20 protein-coding genes and 2 tRNA genes are annotated in these 22739 nt (G+C 59.0%); 8 read left to right on the top strand and 14 right to left on the bottom strand.

Going from position 1 to position 22739, the window contains the following annotated elements; genetic code table 11:
- Positions 1-12 precede the first annotated feature (12 nt).
- The 3 genes from ACFVHU_RS08930 (at position 13) to ACFVHU_RS08940 (ending at position 2622) form a co-directional block, all read left to right on the top strand.
- Entirely contained in the window at positions 13-729 is a 717-nt protein-coding gene (locus ACFVHU_RS08930) for a LytTR family DNA-binding domain-containing protein (RefSeq protein WP_105657247.1), read from the top strand.
- Between the two features lie 125 nt (positions 730-854).
- Entirely contained in the window at positions 855-1154 is a 300-nt protein-coding gene (locus ACFVHU_RS08935) for a hypothetical protein (RefSeq protein WP_286172046.1), read from the top strand.
- Entirely contained in the window at positions 1147-2622 is a 1476-nt protein-coding gene (locus ACFVHU_RS08940; RefSeq protein ID WP_388023966.1) for a cation acetate symporter, read from the top strand. The genes ACFVHU_RS08935 and ACFVHU_RS08940 overlap by 8 nt, the downstream gene beginning before the upstream one ends.
- Here the strand turns inward: ACFVHU_RS08940 and ACFVHU_RS08945 are convergent.
- On the bottom strand, positions 2619-3569 hold the full coding sequence (locus ACFVHU_RS08945; RefSeq protein ID WP_388023967.1) for a DMT family transporter: 951 nt from the start codon (positions 3567-3569) through the stop codon (positions 2619-2621). The genes ACFVHU_RS08940 and ACFVHU_RS08945 overlap by 4 nt on opposite strands.
- A gap of 39 nt (positions 3570-3608) precedes the next feature.
- On the opposite strand from ACFVHU_RS08945, the gene ACFVHU_RS08950 reads away from it, so the two are divergent.
- A complete protein-coding gene (locus tag ACFVHU_RS08950) occupies positions 3609-4112 on the top strand; it encodes a MarR family winged helix-turn-helix transcriptional regulator (RefSeq protein ID WP_105657243.1) in 504 nt (167 codons plus the stop codon).
- A gap of 104 nt (positions 4113-4216) precedes the next feature.
- Here ACFVHU_RS08950 and ACFVHU_RS08955 read toward each other — a convergent pair whose 3' ends face one another.
- The 6 genes from ACFVHU_RS08955 to rpsB all read right to left on the bottom strand — a co-directional run bounded on the left by ACFVHU_RS08955 (position 4217) and on the right by rpsB (position 9891).
- The gene (locus tag ACFVHU_RS08955; protein ID WP_105657242.1) at positions 4217-4789 is read right to left on the bottom strand and encodes a DivIVA domain-containing protein; all 573 of its coding nucleotides are present in this window, start codon (positions 4787-4789) and stop codon (positions 4217-4219) included.
- A gap of 149 nt (positions 4790-4938) precedes the next feature.
- Entirely contained in the window at positions 4939-6495 is a 1557-nt protein-coding gene (locus ACFVHU_RS08960; protein WP_388023968.1) for a phosphatidate cytidylyltransferase, read from the bottom strand.
- Entirely contained in the window at positions 6495-7052 is a 558-nt protein-coding gene (frr, locus tag ACFVHU_RS08965; protein ID WP_105657241.1) for a ribosome recycling factor, read from the bottom strand. Before frr ends, ACFVHU_RS08960 begins: the two co-directional genes overlap by 1 nt.
- 78 nt (positions 7053-7130) lie before the next feature.
- The gene (gene pyrH / locus ACFVHU_RS08970; RefSeq protein WP_105657240.1) at positions 7131-7853 is read right to left on the bottom strand and encodes a UMP kinase; all 723 of its coding nucleotides are present in this window, start codon (positions 7851-7853) and stop codon (positions 7131-7133) included.
- Positions 7854-8057: 204 nt separating this feature from the next.
- Positions 8058-8894: a translation elongation factor Ts gene (gene tsf / locus ACFVHU_RS08975; RefSeq protein ID WP_105657303.1), complete on the bottom strand. Its 837-nt coding sequence runs from the start codon at positions 8892-8894 to the stop codon at positions 8058-8060.
- A 145-nt stretch (positions 8895-9039) separates the two neighbouring features.
- The gene (gene rpsB / locus ACFVHU_RS08980) at positions 9040-9891 is read right to left on the bottom strand and encodes a 30S ribosomal protein S2 (protein ID WP_105661810.1); all 852 of its coding nucleotides are present in this window, start codon (positions 9889-9891) and stop codon (positions 9040-9042) included.
- Positions 9892-10287: 396 nt separating this feature from the next.
- Between rpsB and ACFVHU_RS08985 the strand changes: the two genes are divergently transcribed.
- On the top strand, positions 10288-10821 hold the full coding sequence (locus tag ACFVHU_RS08985; RefSeq protein ID WP_388023970.1) for a M23 family metallopeptidase: 534 nt from the start codon (positions 10288-10290) through the stop codon (positions 10819-10821).
- A 251-nt stretch (positions 10822-11072) separates the two neighbouring features.
- On the opposite strand, the gene ACFVHU_RS08990 is transcribed toward ACFVHU_RS08985, so the two are convergent.
- The 7 genes from ACFVHU_RS08990 to ACFVHU_RS09020 all read right to left on the bottom strand — a co-directional run bounded on the left by ACFVHU_RS08990 (position 11073) and on the right by ACFVHU_RS09020 (position 17189).
- A tRNA-Ile gene (locus ACFVHU_RS08990) sits at positions 11073-11149 on the bottom strand.
- 99 nt (positions 11150-11248) lie between these two features.
- A complete protein-coding gene (locus tag ACFVHU_RS08995) occupies positions 11249-12436 on the bottom strand; it encodes a glycosyltransferase (RefSeq protein WP_388023972.1) in 1188 nt (395 codons plus the stop codon).
- 51 nt (positions 12437-12487) lie between these two features.
- On the bottom strand, positions 12488-13399 hold the full coding sequence (locus tag ACFVHU_RS09000) for a DMT family transporter (RefSeq protein ID WP_388023973.1): 912 nt from the start codon (positions 13397-13399) through the stop codon (positions 12488-12490).
- An 86-nt stretch (positions 13400-13485) separates the two neighbouring features.
- On the bottom strand, positions 13486-14331 hold the full coding sequence (locus ACFVHU_RS09005) for a phage holin family protein (RefSeq protein WP_181149034.1): 846 nt from the start codon (positions 14329-14331) through the stop codon (positions 13486-13488).
- A 273-nt stretch (positions 14332-14604) separates the two neighbouring features.
- Positions 14605-14680, bottom strand: a tRNA-Asn gene (locus ACFVHU_RS09010).
- Positions 14681-14819: 139 nt separating this feature from the next.
- Positions 14820-15893: a glycosyltransferase family 4 protein gene (locus ACFVHU_RS09015; RefSeq protein ID WP_388023974.1), complete on the bottom strand. Its 1074-nt coding sequence runs from the start codon at positions 15891-15893 to the stop codon at positions 14820-14822.
- A 42-nt stretch (positions 15894-15935) separates the two neighbouring features.
- Entirely contained in the window at positions 15936-17189 is a 1254-nt protein-coding gene (locus ACFVHU_RS09020) for an MFS transporter (protein WP_388023975.1), read from the bottom strand.
- Between the two features lie 353 nt (positions 17190-17542).
- On the opposite strand from ACFVHU_RS09020, the gene ACFVHU_RS09025 reads away from it, so the two are divergent.
- The 3 genes from ACFVHU_RS09025 to ACFVHU_RS09035 are packed head-to-tail and all read left to right on the top strand — an operon-like array spanning position 17543 to position 22738.
- Positions 17543-19036 carry a pyridoxal phosphate-dependent decarboxylase family protein gene (locus ACFVHU_RS09025; RefSeq protein WP_388023977.1) on the top strand — a complete coding sequence of 498 codons (1494 nt, stop codon included), beginning with the start codon at positions 17543-17545 and terminating at the stop codon, positions 19034-19036.
- Positions 19033-20379: a lysine N(6)-hydroxylase/L-ornithine N(5)-oxygenase family protein gene (locus ACFVHU_RS09030; protein ID WP_388023978.1), complete on the top strand. Its 1347-nt coding sequence runs from the start codon at positions 19033-19035 to the stop codon at positions 20377-20379. Before ACFVHU_RS09025 ends, ACFVHU_RS09030 begins: the two co-directional genes overlap by 4 nt.
- Before the next feature lie 10 nt (positions 20380-20389).
- Entirely contained in the window at positions 20390-22738 is a 2349-nt protein-coding gene (locus ACFVHU_RS09035) for a GNAT family N-acetyltransferase (protein ID WP_388023979.1), read from the top strand.
- Position 22739 lies beyond the last annotated feature (1 nt).

A 22739-nucleotide genomic window follows, 5' to 3' on the forward strand; every position in this document is an offset into this window, starting at 1 on the left:
TAGAATTTTCGCATGATTAACGTGGTGGTCGCCGATGATGAACTTCCAGCGGTAGAAGAAATCGCTTTTCTGCTCAGCCAGGATTCCCGCATCGGGAAAATTCACCGCGCCACCTCTGGTGCCGCGGCGCTGAAGGCGCTGGAGGAAAATACTGTCGACGCACTTTTCCTCGATATCCACATGCCGGCTTTGTCAGGCCTGGACATTGCCCGCGTCATCTCCCGGTTCACCAATCCCCCACTGATTGTTTTTGTCACCGCCGATGAAGATCAAGCGCTGCAAGCATTCGAGTTGGCCGCCATCGACTACGTGCTCAAGCCCATTCGCCCGCAGCGCCTGGCCGAATCCGTTCGCCGCATCTGCGAGCTGGTCGAGGAGACCCCTGCCAAGCCGGAAATGATCACCGTGGACCAGGGAGGCATCACCAAGCTGATCCCTCGGGCGGATATCGCCTACGTTCAAGCCCAGGGAGACTACGCCCGGCTGCACACCAAGGATTCGAGCTATCTCATCCGGGTTCCGCTCAACGATCTGGAACAGCAGTGGGGCGAGTCCGGTTTCGTTCGGATCCACCGTTCCTACCTGGTGTGCATGGATAAGATCGAAACCGTTCGCTTGCAGACCGGCAAGGCCGCTGTGCTGGTCAACAGCACCGAACTTCCGATTTCTCGTCGCGCGTTGCCATACCTGCGGGAACGCTTGGCTGCCAACCGCGTCCGCCCGCTGTAGGAAGCTGCTGGCCTTCCGTGGAGCAACTTCCCCAAGACAACAGCCGGCGAGAGCCCCTCATGCCCGGACGGTTCGCTGAGCAGCGTCCAAAACGCGTGCGTGTCCAGGCTCCGCAGGATGCATCCTTGACTGTCTCCCCCGACCGTCCCGAGCACACAGCAGAAGAATTCTATGTTCGCCAGCTGATCCGCTCCCAGCTGCGGCTGGCCTGTGCCGTGGCGGCGGGCCTGCTGGCGATGCTGGTAGGCATCAGTGCATTGCTCGTCTTTTGGCCGGTCTTCGAGGACATCCATCTGCTGGGCCTGCCCCTGCCATGGTGGGTTTTGGGCATCGGCATGTATCCACTGATCATCGTGGCCGGAATGCTCTACAACAGGGCCGCGGGACGCAATGAAGAACGGTATCGGAGCATCAGCCGTGGCTAGCCTGCTGTCCGTTTCCTCCCTGGTGATCGTTTGCCTCACCACCATGCTGATTGCCTTCCACGGCCTGCGCCTGTCCCGTACAACTTCCGACTTCTACGTAGCTTCACGCACCGTACGCCCGTGGTGGAATGCCTCTGCTATTGGCGGCGAATACCTGTCGGCGGCTTCGTTCCTGGGCGTTGCCGGACTGATTGTGCTCTCTGGGCAATCAGGTTTGTGGTTCCCGATCGGCTACACCGCAGGCTACTTGATGCTGCTCCTGTTTGTTGCCGCTCCCCTGCGACGTTCCCGGGCATACACAATTCCCGATTTCGCGCAGATCCGTTTCGAAGGCTCGCCGATGCTGCGGAAAATCACCACCTACCTGGTGGTGGTGATCTGCTGGCTCTATATCGTTCCGCAAATGCACGGAGCAGCCCTGACCCTATCCATCGCTACCGGATTCCCGAGTTGGGCCGGTCCGGTCATTGTTGCCGCGGTTGTCTGCGTGACGGTGCTTTCCGGCGGGATGCGCTCGGTGACCTTCGTCCAGGCCTTCCAGTACTGGTTCAAGCTGGCGGCCTTGGTTATTCCCACGATCTTCCTGCTGGGGCGGGCCATCCCCGAGCATTCGGCATCCGGGCATGCCCAGGCGCTGTATGCGCAGCTGGAGTCCGTGAACGCGATGAACCTCTACGAGACGGTATCCATCATCTTGGCCTTGCTCTTTGGCACCCTGGGGTTGCCGCATGTGCTGGTGCGCTTCTACACGAACCCCACAGGCCAGGCTGCGCGTACCACCACGGTGATTGTGCTGTGCCTGCTCTCCGCGTTCTACCTCTTGCCGACGACTTTGGGCGTGCTGGGCTTGCTCTACACCCCGGAGCTCGGTGCCACCAATGAAACCGATGCCACCATCCTGCTCTTGCCCGGACGCCTCTTCGACGGATTCCTGGGCGACGCCTTGACCGCAATTGTCGTCGGTGGCGCATTCGCTGCTTTCCTCTCCACCACCTCCGGTTTGGTGGTATCCCTGGCTGGCGCGCTGTCCCAGGAATTCTTCTCGGGTACCGTGCGGGGCTTCAGGATCTCTACCGTGCTGGCCACCGCCCTGCCCGTCCTGGTCGCGGTGGTGACCAATTCATTGGCCTTGGCGGGCGCCATTGGCAACGTCTTCGCCTTCACTGCATCCACGATCTGCCCGCTGCTGCTCTTGGGCATCTGGTGGCGTTCGCTGACCGCACGAGGTGCTGTTGCCGGCCTGCTGGCTGGCGGCATCTCCTGCGGACTGGCCTTGATGACCGGTGCCTTCCTGCCCCAAGAAGATGAGATCTGGATCCACCTCTTGCGCCAGCCTGCGGCGTGGAGCGTTCCCTTGGCCTTCATGGTGATGATCTTCGTATCGCGCAGCACCAAGCGGAGCGTGCCCGCCAACGTTGAACGCGTCATGGCGTTGCTCCATGTCCCGGACTGGCGGGCGAAGTTCTAGCCAGTCTCCACGGATTCTCCGGCAGGCGCGTCGCGGCCAGATGCTTCGCGCGCCGAAGCTGATCTGCGCCGGGATCCCTTGGCCAGCCCCAGAAGGACTCCGCCGAGAACCAAGCCCATTCCGATGAGGCTTTTGAGGCCGAGGCTTTCCGCTGCCAGCAATGTTCCCAGCAGGACCCCTGTCACTGGATTGAGCAGGCCAATGAGGCCAACTGACGATGCAGGGAGATGGCGCAGCCCGGTGAACCAGGCAAGATAGGCAGCCGCGGTGGCAATGAGGCTGACATAGCCGAAGCCCGCCATCGCCTGCAGGTCAAGCGCAGGGGGTGCTCCATGCACGAACAGCGCGCAGGGGACCAGTACTGCCCCTCCGGCCACCAGCTGCCACGCGGTGACACGGATAATCGGCATCCCTTCAGACCATCGTTTGGTCAAGATGAACCCGGCACTGGATAGGACCATTGCTACCAGCGACAAGACGATCCCCAGGATATCGATGCCGGCCTGTGCATCGAATACCATGATGCCCACGCCGACGAAGCCCAAGAGGGCCCCAACCAAAGGCCAACGTGCAGGACGTTCACCGAGCAATAGCCATGCGAACAGCATGAGCACACCGGCAGAAATCGCCATGGTCGTAGCAGCGACACCCGATGGCAAAAGTTGCGCCACCACGTAGATCAGGGCAAAGAAGGCACCGATATTCAGCACGCCCAGAACCGCGGATTTCCACCACCAGCTGCCCTGCGGGAGTTTCCTGGCTAGCCCCAGCAACACCAAGCCCGCCGGCAATGCGCGGATCGCCGCACCCCAGAGCGCTGAGCCGTCGGGAAGAAATTCCTTGGTGACATAGTAATTGGAGCCCCACGCGATCGGGGCTATCGCGGTCAGTGCTACCCAGCCCAGCGTTCGAAGCCGGTGCCCCGCGGAATTCAAAATATCTTCCATGGAAGATACTTTAGCTTCCTTGGAAGATATAATAAAGGCATGGAGCAAAACGACCACGTATCGCGCATTCAACAGCAGTGGGCAGAACAACGGCCGGATCTCGACCCAGCGCCCCAGGGAATCATCGGCCGGCTGCATCGCTTGGCTAATTACCTGACCGAGGAGCTCTGCACGGTTTATGCAGAGCATGGGCTGACCGAAGCTGAATTCGATGTGCTCGCGGCCTTGCGGCGGGCAGGAGAACCCCACTCCCTGGCCCCCGGCGAGCTGGCACAGCAGACGATGGTGACCACCGGAGCCATGACCAAGCGGCTCGACAAGCTGGTCAGCAACGGCTGGGTCACCCGCGCGCTATCCGGTGATGACAGGCGTGGGCGCCGCATCTCCTTGACGGCTAGCGGCAAGAAGAAAATCGATGAAGCGTTTACCGCCCACATGCGCAACGAAAAGCGCCTCGTGGACCAGCTGGCCCCCGCTGATCGTCCTGCGCTCGAAGAAATGCTGCGAAACTGGTTGGCCCACTATGAACAGACCCGGCCCTAGCCTTATCGGCCAGCGCGTCGCCAAGAATGCAAAAAGCCGCGCAGGGCAGCGGGAAGAATTTCCCACTGCCCTGCGCGGCAATGCGTTTGCGCTGGAGACAGCTGCTAGTCGATCGAAGCCATCAGCTCGACCACGCGGTCAAGGAATGCATCGACCTGCGATTCCTCGTAGCCATCGGTTCCCTGCGAAGAGCGGAATTCCACGCGGCGTACGGTGTCAACGGCCATGGGCACGTCGTTCTCGAAATAGTCGATGAGCTGATCGCATAGGCGATCGACATCTTCGATGTTGTAGCTCGACGCGTTGGAACGCGACGGGCGACGGAAACGCTCACCCTTGGCACGGTGCAGGCGGCCACGCAGGATCGCGGCCAGGCGGCCTACCTGCTGCAGCCAGACCTCCTCGCCCTGATGGGCAATCAAGTCGTCGCGCTCGCGCTTGGCAAAGACATCTTCCAAGCGGTCCAGCGCACCATCGACTTCGCGGGCCTGGTACCCGCCCTTCTGCGGCGCAAAAGTGGTGCGGCGGATCAGGTGGCTGGTGACCACACTGTCGTCGTTTCCTCCACCGTTGAAGGTGGCGCGGGCACGGCTCAGGAATGCATCAACTTGCTTTGCGTTGTAGCCGAATTCCGAGTCCGGTACGCGGGAAAACGGAGCATCTTGCTGCTGCGACACGACAGTTCCTTTTTCTCTAGAGAGATATCAGTTGGGTACCCCGGTAAGGCGATACCCCTCATATTCTATTGGCTTGGGCCAATAGTTGGCTTAATGGCCACACCAGCCAGTGCATTCCAGTAGAGGATCACACCCGCTGGCGGGACCGGTCAGAAGACTTCGACGCTCCAGGCCAACACATGCGAAATCACGTAGCCCAGAGGAATGACAAACAATATCGAGTCCAAGCGATCCATGATTCCGCCATGGCCCGGCAGCAAGTTGCTCATGTCCTTGATGCCCAGTTCACGTTTGACCATGGATTCCGCGAAGTCGCCAGTGGTCGCGGCAATGGTGGTGAAGAACGCCAAGATGACGCCCGTCCACCATGGCATTTCCAGCCAGAAGTGCATTGCGCAAGCACCAATAGCCATCGAACCAATCATTGATCCGGCGAAGCCCTCCCAGGACTTTTTCGGAGAAATCTTTGGCGCCATCGGATGCTTGCCTATTAGCACACCCACGATGTAGCCGAAGGTGTCGTTGGCGACCGCGAGCAGCAAAAGCGTGGCAATGAGCCATTGGCCATTCTCGGAATCAAGAATCAGCAGGGCGAAGGAAAGCAGCAGCGGCACCCAGCTGATGATGAACACGCTGCTCATCACCGAGGCCACAGCACCCTTGAGTCCTTCCATGAGCCGGAAGAGCAAAGCGATGAGGATACAGGCAATGTAGCTGAATCCAAGGGCTTCCACCCCGCCCCAAATGGCACTGACCGGCAGCAAGACCGAGGACAGGTACAACGGCAATTGAGGCACCGCGGTCTTGGCGTGAGTGGTAGCTCTCGCAACTTCCCAGCAGCCAATGCCGCTGAGGGCAATCAGCGCGATGACCAACAATGGCTGCGACCACATCAGGCCAACGAGGACGACGCCGAGCATCAGCAAGCCTACGCCGATTGCCGCGGGCAGGTTGCGTCCGGCGCGCGATTTCTTCGGCTCCGGGGTTCCTATCAACAGCTCGGCAGGGATGTCTGCTTCTGCCGCGTCGGGCTGGCCGGTCTCGGCCAGGTCCGTGGAGTCGGAAACCGGTGGAGCAGGCACCTTGCCCTCGGCAGGCGCTGGATTCTGCGCCGCTGATTCGGCGTCCGGTTTGGTCGCTTCGCCCTTCGCTGGCATACCACCCTGGGCAGCTGGGGCCGCTAAGATCTTGGCTTTGCCGGGTTCCGCCGGTTCTACGGGCTCAGCCGGTTCCTCGGCTGGTCCGGCCTGCTGGGCAGCTACCGGCCCCGGAGCCGTCACTGGCTTGGACGTATCGGCCATGAAGGCTGCCTTGGCACGCTCTTTCGCTTGCCCGGTATCAGCCGTAGCGGCTGCATCCTTGCCTGGGGAAACCTCGGCTGCCGGGTTCGCGCCAGCCTCTGGCTGAGGGGTCGGCAAAACGCCATCGGTGCCGGCAACTTGCTCCACGGCTGGTGCCAGTGCTGGCGTGGCCATTGGAGCAGCTACCGGATTGGCCGGTTCAGTCGTGACCGGTTCTTGGATTCCAGTGGCAGGTTCTGGAGTTTCCCTAGCCGCGCGGTTCTTCATGAAACCGCGTTTTTTCCCCTTGGCGGCAGCCTCGCGCTGGGCACGAGCTTCACGTCGGGTCAGGGGCTGGGATTCTCCGGATGCCACTGAGGGCACCGCCGAAGCGTTGCCCTCAGTGTTGTCTGTCGAGCCTGGCATTAGACTTCCAGCAGCTCTGCTTCTTTTTTCTTCAAGATCTCGTCAACTGCGTCAACGTGCTTCTTGGTCAGCGCGTCGAGGTCCTTTTCCGCACGGGTGCCCTCGTCCTCGCCAATTTCGCCATCCTTGACCAACTTGTCGATGGAGTCCTTGGCCTTGCGGCGGTGGTTACGCAGCGCAACGCGGGCGTCCTCACCCTTGGCCTTGGCCAGCTTGACGTATTCCTTGCGGCGTTCTTCGGTCAGCACTGGAAGGACAACGCGGATCATCTTTCCGTCCGAAGATGGGTTTGCCCCAACTTCTGGATCGCCCAGAGCTTTTTCGATTGCGCGCATAGCGGTCACATCGAATGGGGTGATGGTGATGGTGCGTGCTTCTGGCACTGCGAAGGAAGCCAACTGCTGCAGTGGGGTCGGGGAACCGTAGTAGTCCACCATGACCTTCGAGTACATGCCTGGGTGGGCGCGACCGGTACGGATCGTCGCGAAGTCCTCCTTGGCGGCCTCAATGGTGCGTTCCATTTTTTCGGCGGTTTCCGCCAGCGTTTCGTCAATCACCGGTACTCCTCAAGTACTTCATCTGTGTTTCCGCTACGGGAAATTAAATCTACTTCAATCCTAAGCCACGATCACCGATTAGACGGTGACGGTGGTGCCAATCCGCTCGCCGCGAATTGCCGCGGCCACGTTTCCTTCGCCTTCCATGCCGAAGACCAGCATATTGAGCTTGTTGTCCTGGCACATGGTCATGGCGGTCTGGTCCATCACGCGGATGTCGTTGACCAGCGCGTCGCTGTAGGTCAAGGTCTCCAGCTTCTTGGCGGTCGGATCCTTCTTCGGATCCGCGGTGTACACGCCATCGACGCCCGACTTGGCCATCAGAACTTCGTCAGCATCGACTTCCAGGGCACGCTGCGCGGCCACGGTGTCGGTGGAGAAGTACGGCAGGCCTGCGCCAGCGCCGAAGATGACAACGCGGTCCTTTTCCATGTGGCGGATGGCACGGCGTGGGATGTAGTTTTCTGCGACCTGGGCCATGGCGATGGCCGACTGGACGCGGGTTTCGACGCCGCATTGTTCCAGGAAGTCCTGCAGTGCCAGGCAGTTCATGACGGTGCCAAGCATGCCCATGTAGTCTGCGCGCGAGCGGTCCATGCCGGAGGCCGAGAGTTCTGCGCCGCGGAAGAAATTGCCGCCGCCAACCACGATTGCGACCTCTACTTCGCCTACGGTTTCAGCGATCTGCTTGGCGATGCCGCGAACGGTATCCGGGTCAACGCCGATCTTGCCGCCGCCGAATACTTCACCGGAGAGCTTGAGCAGTACGCGGCGTCGTTTGGTTTCTGGGGTGCTTGGCATGAGGTGTCTTACTCCTGGAGGTCGGAATCAAGCTGGGGGTATTACTTCCCAGATCCCAAGCTATCGTGAGATCCGGGCTCAAGAAAAGGGAGGCGAGTCACCGAGTTTTCTCTCGGTGCTCACCTCCCTTTGATCTTGTGCACTCAGGTTGCCCTGAACGCGGTTCGCTTAATGCGTACGGCTAATGCTTAGAGCTGTAAAAGCTTAGGCACCAACGCGGAAGCGTGCGAAGGCAACTGGCTTGGTGCCAGCTTCTTCGAAGACCTTGCCTACGGACTTCTTTGCGTCCTTGGCGAAAGCCTGGTCAACCAAGACGATTTCCTTGAAGAAACCGGTCAGGCGGCCTTCAACGATCTTGGTGAGTGCAGCTTCTGGCTTGCCCTCCGCGCGAGCGGTTTCGTCTGCGATGCGGCGCTCGTCGGCAACCTTGTCAGCTGGAACCTCCTCGCGGGACAGGAAGGTAGGAGCCATTGCAGCGGTGTGGACAGCAACGTCGTGTGCGACGGTTGCGGCAGCTTCGCTGTCAGCGTCAACAGCCATCAGAACGCCAACCTGAGCTGGCAGGTCCTTGCTGGTCTTGTGCAGGTACGAAGCAACCTTGGCACCCTCGATGCGTGCAACACGGCGTACAACAACCTTCTCGCCGAGGATTGCGCCCTCTTCGATAACGATGTCGCCAACGGTCTTGCCGTCCAGCTCGTAAGCCAGCAGTGCTTCTGCATCTGCAGCACCGGAAGCCACAGCGGCATCCAGGACCTTGTTGGCCAGTGCGATGAACTTCTCGTTCTTGGCAACGAAGTCGGTCTCGCAGTTGATCTCGATCATGACGCCGACGTTGCCTTCAACCTTGGCAGCAACCAGGCCTTCAGCGGTCGAACGGCCTTCGCGCTTGGTAGCGCCCTTCAGGCCCTTGACGCGGATGATCTCGATGGCCTTCTCGGCGTCGCCGTTAGCCTCGTCCAGTGCCTTCTTAACGTCCATCATGCCGGCGCCAGTGCGCTCGCGCAGTGCCTTGATATCAGCAGCGGTGTAGTTTGCCACGTGCAATCCCATTCAGCTAGGAGTTTCAAGTTTATTTTGCTTATGGGACGGGTCGGATTTCCGGCCCGTCCCACAAGACTTGGTGAAGTTCATCCCGAGCTACACGCTAGTGCGCCCAGGCAAACTTCTGGAGTCACCGAGGTGACTACTTGGCTTCTGGTGCCTCAGTTGCATCGTCTGCAGCTGGTGCTTCAGTTGCAGCTTCTGCAGCTGGAGCTTCGGCCTTGGCCTTCTCGCCCTCAAGCAGCTCGCGCTCCCACTCAGCCATTGGCTCAGCAGCACCCTCGGTCTTGCCGGCAGCCTTGTTGTTCTTGGCGATGAGGCCTTCGGCCACAGCGTCAGCAACAACGCGGGTCAGCAGGTTGACGGAGCGGATTGCGTCGTCGTTGCCTGGGATTGGGTAGGTAACTTCGTCCGGATCGCAGTTGGTGTCCAGGATGGCCACAACTGGGATGCCCAGCTTCTGTGCTTCGTCGATAGCCAAGTGTTCCTTCTTGGTGTCAACGATCCAGATAGCGGAAGGGGTGCGGGTCAGGTTACGGATACCACCGAGGTTGTTCTGCAGCTTGGTCAGCTCGCGCTTCAGCAGCAGCAGTTCCTTCTTGGTGTGACCGGAGCCAGCAACGTCCTCGAAGTTGATCTCTTCCAGTTCCTTCATGCGCTGAACGCGCTTGGAGACGGTCTGGAAGTTGGTCAGCATACCGCCGAGCCAACGCTGGTTCACGTATGGCTGGCCAACGCGGTTAGCCTGCTCGGCGATCGATTCCTGAGCCTGCTTCTTGGTACCGACGAACAGTACGGTGCCGCCGTGGGCAACGGTCTGCTTGACGAACTCGTAAGCGCGGTCGATGAACGACAGCGACTGCTGCAGGTCGATGATGTAGATGCCGTTGCGCTCGGTGAAAATGAAGCGCTTCATCTTTGGGTTCCAGCGACGGGTCTGGTGGCCGAAGTGGACGCCGCTGTCAAGCAGCTCTCGCATGGTTACGACTGGCATGTCGCAACTCCTTTCAGCAGTGGCGGACCGGGCGCGCATGCGCCCGCGGTAACTGCTCTTGTTTGTTCGGGTTGATGCAGATAGCCATTGTGGATATCCGCCCTAGCATGAATACCGATAGATGCTTGGCATCTCGCCTTCGGTCCACCGATTCTCTCGGACCACTGGAACCTCAGGCCACAGCTCATGAAGCTGTGGATACTCATACGCGAAGTCAATCCCCTGCCCGACGCACCCAGTTTTGGACACACCTGTGACAGGACACTGCTGTTTCAAGTGTACTACAGAGAACTCAACGCTTTACACGGCGATATCGGTGATCTGCAGCCCATTCGCTTGCCCACAATTCGCTCTTCCAACTGCTCAAGATCCGGCTATTGGGTCCAGCCTGAGAGGATGAAATCCAAGTATCTAGTCGCCGGGCTGCAGGTTTTGCTGCTGGCCTTCAGTGGTCCTCCGGCCTCGCCCCTGACTGCGGCGCCACAACCAGTCCAAGCACAAGCTGCACTCGCCGCCGGCAACGGCTGGCGTTGGCCACTAGCTGGCGAACCGGAAATTCTGGAGCCCTTCGATAAGCCGGAGGAGAATTGGCTTCCCGGTCATCGCGGCGTGGATTTGGTTGCCAGCTCCGGAGACTCGGTCTTCGCGCCCCAGCGCGGCCAAGTCGCCTTCGCTTCAGTGATCGTGGATCGACCCGTGCTGGTCATCGACCACGGTTCCGGATTCAAGACCAGCATCGAACCGGTAGCCGCCGGAGTCTCGGTGGGCGATTGGGTCGAGGCTGGCGCGAAGGTGGGACAGGTAGCAACCGGGGCGCACTGCTCGGGCCGATGCATTCACTGGGGCGTGCGGCTCGAAGGAGAATACATTGACCCGGTGTTGCTGATCCGCGACATGCGTCCATCAATTCTCTTGCCGCTGCACGAATGACCGTGAAATCTCCCGGCGGTGCACCATGAAGAGCCACGGTTACTGTCGCGGGTCTTGTAGACCGGATCCTCTGCGTGTTCTTGCCCCTGGCGAGATCGTGCCCAGCCGCGCAGCCTGTTCCTTGGACTGCCATGAGAGTTGCAAGTTGGTACCGCGCAATGGGCCGGGAACTGGCTTCTTCCAGTTTCCATACCCCGGAACGAAAAATCGTCCAGCGGCTTATTTTGCATAAGCTGCTGGACGATCTTGTTTGGTAGGGAGTATGGGACTTGAACCCATGACCAAGGGATTATGAGTCCCCTGCTCTAACCAACTGAGCTAACTCCCCACATGGGCCCATCGCCGAAGCGGTGTAACCACACTCGAAATATTCTAGGGCATCACTAGCCGAAACACCGATTTGACGCACCCGATGACGATGAACCTATTAATGGGTGGAAACTTCGTGGCCGCGGTAAAGGGCTTCGAAGGAGTTCATCGTCTTTTCCTGCGCGTGGTTCTTCACCTTTTCGTGCCCGGCTTCACCCATCTTGGCACGGCGCTGCTCATCCAGGGCCAGAACCTGGTCTAGCTTGTTGGCCAGATCCTGCCGGTCTCCCGGCGTGAACATGTAACCATTGATGCCTTCGTCTACCAGGTGCGGCAGGGCCATCGCGTTGGCCAGAACGACGGGTTTGGAAGCCGAGAGTGCTTCCAGGGTTACCAATGACTGCAGTTCGGCGGTGCCTGGTTGGCAGAACACATCGCAACGCAGGTAGGCCTGGCGCAGTTGTTCATCACTTACATGCCCGAGGAAACGGACACGGTCTCGCAGCTGCAATTCGTCGGCGATCTTCTCCAAGTGAGCGCGTTGCTCTCCCCCGCCCACAATTTCAATGATGGCATCAGGCACCTGGCTCATCAAAGGCAATGCTTCGATGAGTTCATTGATGTTCTTCTCAACGGCAAGACGGCCTGCGAACAAGATCGTGGGGAACTCGTTTTTAATGATTTCTTCCCCGGCCGCCAGCTCGTAGTTGCCGATCTCGATCCCGTTAGACAGCGGAAGCACCCGGTTCAGTTTGGCACGCTCACGCATTGCCTTGGCCGCCAGTGGAGTCGGGGTCGTGACGGCGTCTGCCCGCCCAAAGATCTTCCCCATGTCTCTCCACGAATTCTGCGCGACAATTCGCTTGAACCACTGCGGGAAAGGCAGGAATGGGTCAAGGTTTTCCGGCATGAAGTGGTTCGTGGCGATGGAACGAACCTTGTTCTTGCGAGCCCATCCGATCGTGCGCTGGCCAATCATATAGTGGCTCTGGGCGTGGACTACATCGGGCTTGATATCCGAGAGCAGCTTGCTGATCTGCCGATTGACTTCCCACGGGAACACGATGCGGAAGTACTCGTGGGTAGGTACCGAATGCGATTCCAGACGATGCACAATTGCTTCATCACGGATCTCGGTGTAGGTCTTGCCCTTATCTCCACGGGCCGCCAGCACATGCACCCGGTGGCCGCGTGCATGCATCGCAGTAGCCAACCGGTAGCAAAACATCGCTGCACCGTTGACGTCTGGCGGATAAGTGTCAGCAGCAATGACGATGGTCAGCGGTTTTTCCTTGGCCACGAGCATCCTTCGGCGTTCACACGCGTTGTAGTTTCTATTAAAATCTGCAGCTTCAGTCTATTTGGAATCAGGCATGGATTTTTCTGCTTCAGTCTGGTTCCGGCGTTCAATTACGTCCGGGTGATGCCTGGATAGTGCGGTCACACCGACGATAGCCAAACCAGCAGCCACCAGCATCAGTACGGTGACCAGTACCGGAACATCAGGACGCAGCTCCCCGAGGATGCCGATTCCAATGGCAATGCCAATTATCGGGTCAATCACCGTCAACCCTGCGATGACAAGGTCAGGAGGTCCCTTTGAGTAGGCCTTTTGCACAAAATATGAGCCGAGAAGGCCAGCTACAACTACCGCTAGGCCAGCCAGCCAAGGCAGCTGGATAAAGCTGCCGTCGCCGATATTCATCACGGCGATTGCAATGGTTCGAACCAGTACGGCGACGAATCCGAATAGGACGCCAGCACCGAGGATGAAGAAGAACGCACCGAGCTTCTTGTGGAAGAAGATGGTGGCCAATCCCACGATGGCAACGACTACCGCCAAGATCATTTCAATCAAGTGCGCTTCGTAGTCGTTTACCTCCTGGTTGCTGCTAGTGGCAGTGACGGCCAGAAGCACGAAGCCAACCGAACCCACCATGCAGCTGATGATCGCCAATACGGTGGGACGATTCATCGTCAGGTCGGTTTCCTTGGCATTGACCATCGCAGTGATCACCAATGCAATGGCACCAATTGGCTGCACCACCGTCAAGGGCGCGCTGGCTAGCGCGAAAACATTCAAGGCCATGCCAAGAGCCATCAGCCCCAGTCCGCTCATCCAGCGTTTGTTGCGGGCCAGCTTCCCGACATTCTTAATTGTCAGGTCCAGACCGCCAACAGCACTGCGGACTGCCTGCGATTGGAAGTGCGCTCCAAAGGCAAGACAAAAGGCACTGCATAGTGCCGCTGCAATAGCGATCCAAACCATGTCAGTGCCTTTCTAGCCTAAGTTTTCATACGACGGGGCACGCGCACGCTTGGTACGGCTAATGCCTGGCCCCGTCGGCGAAAGACCTAGGAGCGCTTGAACAATGCGCGGACTACAGCCATCAGCGCCAGCCCGGAACCTGCCATCACGATATACGGTCGTGCCTGCTCTAAGCGGTTTGAGCCGGCTCTGTCAGCCTCCGATTGGTCTTCGGAAGACGAAGACGAGGAAGGGCGAACGAATCCCTTCGCCTTGGCGGCTGCTCCGGAGAACTTTTCCCCAGCTCCCTGGGTGAAGGAACGAATCTTGTCGATCTTGGCCAGTGGCGCTTGCACGCTCTCGCCCAGGTTGTCACGCAGAGCCTGGATCTGGCGGCGGCGACGCTTGGTGCGAAGGATCAGCTCATCGGCACTTGGTGCCGGAGGCTTCGGTTCCTTCTTCTTTTCAGCCTTCTCGTCATCCTCAGCCGACTTCTTCTTCAGCGGCTCATCAAGAGTGCTGACATCGAAGGCGCTGCCGTCCTTGAGCACGCCCAAGTCGTGGCGGAGTCCGCGAATAGCTGCTTCCGGTTTCAGCGGCAGTGCCTTCTTGACCTTGGCATATCCAACCAATCCCAAGATGGCAGCAACCAGCAAGAAGAATCCTGCAACGATCAATGCGGCTGCCCAACCGGGCAACCAGAGAGCCAATACATTGACCAGGGTAACGACAACAGCAATGACGAAGAGCAACACTACGAGCAGTGCAGCTCCGGCGAGCGCCGCCGCCATGCCAATGCTGATTCCCTTGCCTTTGAGTACCGTAGTCGCGAGTTTGATCTCGTCCGAGAGCTGTTGTGGAACAAGCTCCTTGAGACCATCAACCTGCGTCTTAGCACTCTTGACACTCGACTTAAGGCTTTCGTCAGCTTGCGTCGATTCAGCTTCAGACATGGTTTCTCCATATTCTCGATCGCTCAGCAACCGGTACATCAAACGCTAACACCCCGGTTGCCGCATACGACTCAGTCTTCAGGCGTAAAACCCACTGCCTTTATCTCATGCTGTGGGTGTAACTGTTAACGATTCGAAAGTCTATCGTCTAATCACCTGTGGTTATAGGAGGTTCGGGTGTTGCTGGGTTTTCACTTCGAATTTGCGCATGGCAACGACCGCTTTTGGGTAAAACAAAACCTCCCAGCTACTTGCGGAGCTGGGAGGTTTCTTTGGCTCCTCCAACTGGACTTGAACCAGTAACCCTTCGATTAACAGTCGAATGCTCTGCCAATTGAGCTATGGAGGAATGCAACGAGTAATACTTTAGCACTGGCCAAGTGCGGTTTTCAAATCGGAAGTTCCCGTTGCGGAGCATGCGTTCCCTGCCCCGAATTTCCGCCATTTTCCGGGCGAGATCGGATGCTTATCCACCAGGCAGCAGCAAACTATTTTCTGTGATCTGCCGCATATCTGGCCAAATCCAGCAGCTGCTGGGCTGATTGTTCCCATGAGTAGTGCCCGGCTCGTTCCACGGCGCGTTGCGAATACTGTCTCCAGGTAGCCTGCTCATCCAAAGTGCGTACTTGGTCCGCGAAGCCTTGTGCATCATCTGCCGAAGCATACAGCGCGGCGTCATCCGCGACTTCCCTGAAAATCGGCATATCGGTGGCAATCACCGGAGTTCCCATGCTCATCGCTTCGACCAGGGGAAGCCCGTAGCCTTCTTCTCGCGAAAGGGTTACCAAGGCAGTGCATTCGCTGAGCAGCTGTTCGTATTCCTCATCGCTGACACCGCGGTGGAATACCACTGTGGATTGCGAGGGGATGAGCTTGGATAATTCAGCATGACGTTGCTCGTTGATCCCGCTTAGCAGGTGCAGCTCATAGTCCGGCAGGTGCGCCATGCCGCGGATGAGTGTCTCGACGTTCTTGTATTCCATGAAGGAACCCATATAGACCAAGGTCTTCTTTGGGCGCTTCGCTTGGTCTCGACGAGCAAAATTTCCGGTGGGGGCGTTGAACACCAGTCCAATATGCTTCTTGGTCAGTCGATGCCTGCGCATGAGTTCGGCTGTGGTGTTGGAAACGGTAGCCACCGCGTCGGCACGATTCAGGAGCATCCGCTGCGGCCAGTAGACCTGATGGAACAAGTACCATCCAGCGCGAATCGGAGCAGGCAGGAACTTCGGTGCATGCGGATGCGAGTAGTAGATCAAATCATGCAAGGTCAGGACCAAGGGATATTTCCGCCCCAACGATCCGATGGTCTGCATGGGCGAGAACACGACATCCGGCTTGAGCTTGTTGATCTGCAGGGCGACGAATGGCTCGAGCACGCTCGTGGGCCCGGAAATCTTCAGATACGGAACATCGGGGAGCATTGCCAGCTGCCTGGTGTCGTTGACCAGCATCGTGACCTCGGCAAGCTTGCTGGCGGCCTCGATCAACCCGGCGGTATACCGGCTAATGCCATCATGGTGGGTGATGCGGGTGTATCGAGCGTCGATAACGAGTTTCACGTGCGCGGTTGCCTTTACTTCGTGGTGCGTATGCCTTCCAGCCTAACGGCTTGCCGGGCCGCGCATCACTAGGTAGCTAATAACTGAGAGGGTTGCGGCAACGACCCAGGCAAGCAGTCCAGCGGTAATCCCCCACGCGCTGGCCATTGCCCCACCAACTAATCCGCCAACGGGAACTACTCCAAAGGTGAATAACCGGCGTGCGCTTAAGACTCGGCCCAGCAGCTGCTCCGGAACGATCTGCACAATCCAGGACGAGGCAGCAATATTGAAGAGCAGCACGACGATTCCCCATCCCAGCGCGAAAATTCCCAGCAGCACCATGGACCACATTTCGGTTGCATAAGCCGCGCCCAATACGCAGCCCGCCAAAACTGCCTGCATCGAACCGGTGTAGATCAGCAAGGTTGCCGGAGCGAATTTTCCAGCCAGCGTTCCTGCGATAGCAGCTCCAATTAGCCCGCCAACGCCACTCACCGAGGCGAAAAGGCCGTACCCGAATTCGCCAAAGCCGAGCTCGTTGATAATGAAGATCGCTTCTACCGATGACCCGATGGCCAGCCCCAAGTTGGAGAACATCACTGCAACGGTAATTGCCAAGAGCAGGCGGTGCCGGGCCAGATACCTGAGGCCAGCCAGGATGCCGCCCTTTTCGGTCGACGGCCCGGGGCGGCGGCCAGGGCCTTGCGACAGGCGATAGGAACGCACCTGCAGCGCCATCAGCATTGCCAGCAGGCCCAGAGCCGCCGAGATGCTCAGCAGCGCTGGCGCTCCCCACAGCGCGAAGCCGGTTCCCGCCAAGGCCGGGACAATCACGGTCATTGACTGGTCCGCAGCTCCCAGCGAGGCGATCAGCTTGCTGATGCTCGCCGCTCGGACTTCAGGCTCATCTCCGATGAGCTGCGGAACGGCAGTGGTTTGGGACGTTTCGGAAAAAACATTGCAGAAGCCGAGCAATGCGCACAACAGCATCCCCAGCGGGATCGTTAGCTCCTCGGCGAAGGACAGCGCCGCTAGGCACCCCAGCAGGAAAAGCTTGGACCCGAGACCGATGCGCAGGACCCGCAACGCGGAATACTTGTCGACCAAATGGCCCGCGGGGATGCTCGCGAGCACAAAGGAAAGGGAACCAAGCGCATTGAGCACTCCCATCTGCATGGCAGTTGCGCCAAGGGTACCCACGAACAGCAGATCAATCGTGATATCAGAAAGTGAGCGTCCTGCCGCGTCCGTTGCGTTCGACCCGAGGAGCAGACGCTGGGATCGCTGGACTTTTCCTGGGCTTACCGTGGCCACTTGCCCTCCCTTGCTCTAACTGTTTGATCATACAGTTCTAGCTTGAAAGTGCAATCAAACGATTAGTGATAATTCCGGGACATTGGAAGTCGAGAAGTTCTCTCCACTTCAACCCCGCAGCGGTCCAGCTTCAGCCTCGCTCAGATGCAGGTCAGCGGGTAACTTATCACAGCCGGGCGCCACCCGCAGGAAAATGTAGAAACTTTTCTCCTGGCGGAGAGAGTGAATTACTCGGCTTGCATTAACTAATTGAAGTGTGATGTTAATAGATTCTTGTTAGGTGAGCCTGACCAACTATTGATTGTCTCTATCTGAGGAGCATGCTTTTGGGTGCCTCACTGTCTACCCTGCAAATGCCTGATCTACCACTGCCGATCTACGATGATTCGTTGCTCTGCGCAGACACCGCCCGTGTCTACGAAAACGAGTCGCGTGAAGCCATTTCACGCGTGGCCCACCGATTGGCATCGGTGAACGCGCCGACGACCGGACCGACTCCGCAGCAGTTGCAGGAACGCATCGACCTGGTCGACCTGCATAGTCCATTGGGTTCAACCCAGGACTCGTTCACCGAGCTGAATGAGTTGTATTTCAACGACGCGGTCTACTTCCACGATCCGAAGTACGCGGCGCACTTGAACTGCCCCGTCGTGATCCCTGCGGTGGTCGCCGAGAACTTCGTCACGAGCATCAACACCTCGATGGACACTTTTGACCAGAGCGCTGGAGCAACACTGATCGAGCGCAAGCTCATCGATTTCACCGCCGATCTGATCGGCTTCGGGACCGGGCAGGCCGACGGAATCTTTACCTCTGGCGGAACTCAATCCAACCTTCAGGCCATGCTGATCGCACGAAACACCGCTACCGCAAAGCTGCGGGGCACCTTGCCTGAACGGCTGGCTAATCTGCGGATCTATTGCTCGGAAGATGCGCACTTCTCGATTCGCAACGCCGCGATGCTCCTTGGTCTGGGCTACGACGCGGCCGTGGCGATCCCTACAGACGCCCAGCACCGCATGGATGCGCATGCATTGCGCGTGCGCCTGGACGCAGACCTCGCCGCCGGATTGGTGCCCATGGCCATCTCCGCCACCAGCGGGAATACCGACTTCGGGGCCATCGATCCGTTGCCCCAGCTACGTGCTATCGCCACAGAAGTAGGCGCGTGGTTCCATGTGGATGCCGCATACGGTTGCGGCCTGCTCGTCTCCAACTCCCACCGCCACCGGCTGGACGGCATTGAATTGGCCGACTCGGTCACCGTGGATTACCACAAGTCCTTCTTCCAGCCCATCGGCTCCAGCGCCCTGGTGGTCCGCTCGGCGGCCTCCATGGAATCCATCGCCCACTATGCCGAGTACCTGAACCCGCGTGCGGAGGCCGAGTCCACCCCCAACCAGGTCTCGAAGTCCCTGCAGACCACACGGCGCTTCGATGCGCTGAAGCTGTGGGTCACGTTGCGCTCTTTGGGTGCCAGCCGTTTGGGTGCCATGTTCGACCAGGTCATCGCCTTGGCAGAGGACGCTCAACAGGAAGTTGCCATGCGCGCCCAGCTACGGATGGCAGCCGACGTGCAGCTGAGCACGCTGGTCTTCTCCTTTGAAGATCCACAGCACCCATTGGAACTGGACGAGCACAATGCCCTGGCCAACCAGATCCGCCAACGCCTCTATGCCAGCGGCGAAGCGATGATCGCCGCCACCACAGTCAAAGGCAAACGCCTGCTGAAACTGACGCTGCTCAATCCGAATACGACCCTGGCCGATATCAGCGAGATCCTCGACGCTATCTGCCGGATTGGTTCCGGAATCTTGGCCGAACGCACCCTTGGAGAGAAGAAATGATTGAACCTACCGAGCACTTTGACGTCATCGCTATTGGCGCTGGCCCTTTCAATCTGGGTTTTGCCGCCTCGGCCGATGGATTGGATGATCTGCACGTTGCAGTTCTGGAAGCCGGAGAGAAGTTCGTCTGGCACCCTGGCATGATGCTTCCCGGAACCCATCTCCAGGTTCCCTTCATGGCAGATCTGGTGACCATGGCGAACCCGACCAGCAAGCATTCGTTCTTGAACTATCTCAAGGAAAAACAGCGGCTTTACCCGTTCTATATCCGCGAAGACTTCTACGCGCTGCGCGAGGAGTATTCCAACTACCTGGCGTGGGCCGCAGAAAATATTCAAAGCGTACGATTCGGGCACCGGGTGCTCGAAGCCGAATACCACGACGGGGTCTACCTGTTGTCGGTGCTCACTGCCGCAGGACTGACCCGATTCACCGCAGACAAGTTGGTGCTGGGCACCGGATCCCAGCCTTATCTGCCGCCGGTTCTCACCACGGAAGCACAAGCCACCGGCAACGTGGTGCACTCAAGCGACTACGCCTTCCACCGCGAGAAACTCCTATCCTCCCGGACCGCAGGTTCCGGCCCGAAAGTAACTGCTGTGCTCGGCAGCGGCCAGAGCGCCGCAGAAATCTTCTTGGATCTTCTGCGCAGCTTGCCAGAAGAGGATCATCTGGTGTGGGCAACGCGTTCAGAACGCTACTTCCCGCTGGAATACACCAAGCTCACTTTGGAGATGACATCTCCGGAATACATCGACCACTTCCATGCCCTGCCCATGGATCAGCGGGATGTCCTGTCAGCAGAGCAAAAGGGGCTCTACAAGGGGATCAACGCGGACTTGATCAACGAAATCCACGAAGAGCTCTACCAGCGAAGCGTCAATGGCGCAGCGAATGTGCACCTGCGTACCGGCTGCGCGGCCACGAGCATCGGCGCTGACACGGATCACCTGGCCATCAGCTTGCGCCATGAACGCACCGGTGAAGACCTGGAATTCCTCGCCGACCACCTTGTCATGGCAACCGGCTACCGCGCAGGCACTCCGGACTTCTTGCAAGGCATCAGCCAACGCATCGATTACCTTCCCGATGGCCGCTTCAATGTAGATCGCGAATATTCCATCGGGTTGGACCAGGACATCTTCGTGCAGAACGCTGAACTGCACACCCACGGCTTCACCGCTCCGGATCTGGGCATGGGAGCCTACCGCAATTCAGTAATTATCAACCGCTTGGCTGGACGCGAGGTCTACCCGATCGAGCGACGGATCGCTTTCCAGCGATTCGGCGCCGCCGAACTCAGCGGCTTGCCCACTTCCGCCACTGCCAGCGCACGAGCCTAAGGAACTTCCGATGACCAACTACACTTTCCGTTCCGTGACGTTGCCCGGGGATACTGCGCTGCTGCATTCGTGGATTGCCACCGCGCGTGCCTCCTTCTGGGGCATGGCCAACGCAACCGAAAAGGAAATCGAAGCAGAATACCGCACATTGCTTGGCACCCCAGGCTACGAAGTCCTCTTCGGCATCGACGCATCAGGGGACGAGAAATTCCTTGTCGAGCTCTACGACCCCGCAGCATCGCCCCTGGCCGATGCATACAACTGCGTCCGCGGCGACCGTGGACTGCACTTCCTGGCTCCGGCAGCCACCGAGCCGCAGCCTGGGTTCACCCTCGAAGCTCTCTCCTCGGCCATGGTCCAGGCTTTCGCCCTGCCCGGAACCGAACGAATCATCGTGGAACCTGACCTGCGCAACAAAGCCATCCATGCCCTGAATGCCCGAGTTGGCTTCCGCCCGGTACGTCCAGTGGAGCTCTCCGAAGCAGACGGCTCAATCAAGCAGGCACTTCTGTCCATCTGCACTCGCCAGGACTTCGAAACCGCTACCGGCCGCGGCTTGGAATCCTCATTCCTCTCCCCTGCACGTTGGGACATCGCCAATCGCCATGTCTTGGCCAAAGCCCTAGGCGAATTTTCGCATGAGCGCCTCCTGGAGCCTGCCGGCCATGGAGAAAACCGCTACTCAGTCCAGAAGGATGGCCACCGCTACAGCTTCAGCGCCCAGCGGTACCAGCTGAACCACTGGTTGGTTTCACCGCAGTCCGTGGAACACCACCACTTCGTTGACGGCAGCTGGCAGCAGGCAGAGGTGGACGCCATTGAGTTCATCACCCACTTCTGCCAGGAACTCACGCTTTCCCCGGTGCAGCTGCCCACCTACCTTGAAGAGCTCTCATCCACGCTGGCCAGCCACTGCTACAAGCAGGTTCATGCAACCCATAATTCAGCACAGCTGGCCCGGTTCGACGGCACAGCCGCACAGTCCTTCCAGCTCATCGAATCTTCCATGACCGAGGGCCACCCGTGCTTCATAGCCAACAACGGAAGAATGGGCATCGGGCGCACCGACTACCTGAGGTACGCCCCCGAAACCGGTTCCGCCCTGCACCTTGGCTGGGCTGCCGCCCACAAGTCCCGAGCACAATTCGACGCCGTGGATTCGCTGGATTACGAAGGGCTGCTGGCCGCCGAGCTGGATCCAGCCGAGCGCCAGCGCTTGGATGCGGCCCTGGAGGCCTCCTTGTTCGGCACCGGCTATGCAGCCGGGGACTACATCTTCATTCCGGTGCACCCTTGGCAATGGGAGAACCGCCTGTCGATCACGTTCGCCAATGATATTGCCCGCAAGCAATTGATCTGGCTGGGCACCAGCGTTGACGAGTACCAGGCGCAGCAGTCGATCCGCACCTTCTTCAACCTGTCCAACCCGGAACGACACTACGTCAAGACGGCAATGTCGATCTTGAATATGGGGTTCATGCGCGGGCTCAGTGCCGAGTACATGAAGGTGACTCCCGCGATCAACCAGTGGTTGGGCGAGCTGTTCGCAAAGGACCCGGTGCTCTCGATCCAGCCGGTCGCCCTGCTGCGTGAAATTGCGGCCGTAGGCTACCGCAACCCGCAGTTCGAAGCAGCCACCGGCAAGAGCGATCCGCAGCGGAAGATGCTGGCTGCGCTGTGGCGGGAGTCCCCGATCAGCCTGCTGGGCCCGGAAGAAAAGTTGGCTACGATGGCCAGCCTATTGCATGTCGATGCGTCCGGCAGGTCCTTTGCCGGCGCCCTCATTCGCCGCAGCGGGCTAGCACCGGCCGACTGGCTAAGCCGTTACCTCGATGCCTACCTCATTCCGCTGGTGCATTGCCTGGCTGCCTATGATTTGGTGTTCATGCCGCATGGCGAAAACGTGATCATGGTGCTTGAGAACGGTGCTGTGAAGAAGGTCCTGCTCAAGGATCTGGGCGAAGAGATTGCCGTGCTCTCGGACCGGGTGGAACTCCCGGAGGAGATTCGCCGGGTACGCACCGGTGGAGATCCGGTTTTGTCGGTCTTCACGGATGTCTTTGATTCGTTCTTCCGCTTCCTCGCGCCGCTGCTGGATGCCGAAGAACTGCTTTCCGAAGCAGATTTCTGGCAGACCGTAGTTCAACGGCTGCTGGATTATCGCGGGCAGCATCCGCAGTTCGCTGAACGCTTTGATCAGCTGGGACTTTTCGCGCAGAGCTTCCCGCTGTCGTGCTTGAACCGCCTGCAGTTGCGCAACAACCAGCAGATGCTGGATCTCGCCGACCAGTCCGGAGGCCTGCTCTACGCAGGCGATCTGGAGAACCCGCTGGCCACCGCCCTCATTCCCGCTGGCTGAT

The sequence above is a fragment of the Glutamicibacter sp. NPDC127525 genome (assembly GCF_042672105.1).
In the GTDB taxonomy this organism is placed as follows: Bacteria; Actinomycetota; Actinomycetes; order Actinomycetales; family Micrococcaceae; genus Glutamicibacter.

Bases quoted from the DNA above. Each gene is read 5' to 3' on its own strand.
- pyrH (WP_105657240.1), bottom strand. From the start codon at position 7,853: ATGCCAAGCACCCCAGAAACCAAACGACGCCGCGTACTGCTCAAGCTC.
- ACFVHU_RS09030 (WP_388023978.1), top strand. From the start codon at position 19,033: ATGATTGAACCTACCGAGCACTTTGACGTCATCGCTATTGGCGCTGGC.
- ACFVHU_RS08985 (WP_388023970.1), top strand. From the start codon at position 10,288: ATGAAATCCAAGTATCTAGTCGCCGGGCTGCAGGTTTTGCTGCTGGCC.
- ACFVHU_RS08945 (WP_388023967.1), bottom strand. From the start codon at position 3,569: ATGGAAGATATTTTGAATTCCGCGGGGCACCGGCTTCGAACGCTGGGC.
- ACFVHU_RS09035 (WP_388023979.1), top strand. From the start codon at position 20,390: ATGACCAACTACACTTTCCGTTCCGTGACGTTGCCCGGGGATACTGCG.
- ACFVHU_RS09005 (WP_181149034.1), bottom strand. From the start codon at position 14,331: ATGTCTGAAGCTGAATCGACGCAAGCTGACGAAAGCCTTAAGTCGAGT.
- ACFVHU_RS09025 (WP_388023977.1), top strand. From the start codon at position 17,543: ATGCCTGATCTACCACTGCCGATCTACGATGATTCGTTGCTCTGCGCA.
- ACFVHU_RS08995 (WP_388023972.1), bottom strand. From the start codon at position 12,436: ATGCTCGTGGCCAAGGAAAAACCGCTGACCATCGTCATTGCTGCTGAC.
- rpsB (WP_105661810.1), bottom strand. From the start codon at position 9,891: ATGCCAGTCGTAACCATGCGAGAGCTGCTTGACAGCGGCGTCCACTTC.
- ACFVHU_RS08950 (WP_105657243.1), top strand. From the start codon at position 3,609: ATGGAGCAAAACGACCACGTATCGCGCATTCAACAGCAGTGGGCAGAA.
- ACFVHU_RS08930 (WP_105657247.1), top strand. From the start codon at position 13: ATGATTAACGTGGTGGTCGCCGATGATGAACTTCCAGCGGTAGAAGAA.
- ACFVHU_RS08960 (WP_388023968.1), bottom strand. From the start codon at position 6,495: ATGCCAGGCTCGACAGACAACACTGAGGGCAACGCTTCGGCGGTGCCC.
- ACFVHU_RS09000 (WP_388023973.1), bottom strand. From the start codon at position 13,399: ATGGTTTGGATCGCTATTGCAGCGGCACTATGCAGTGCCTTTTGTCTT.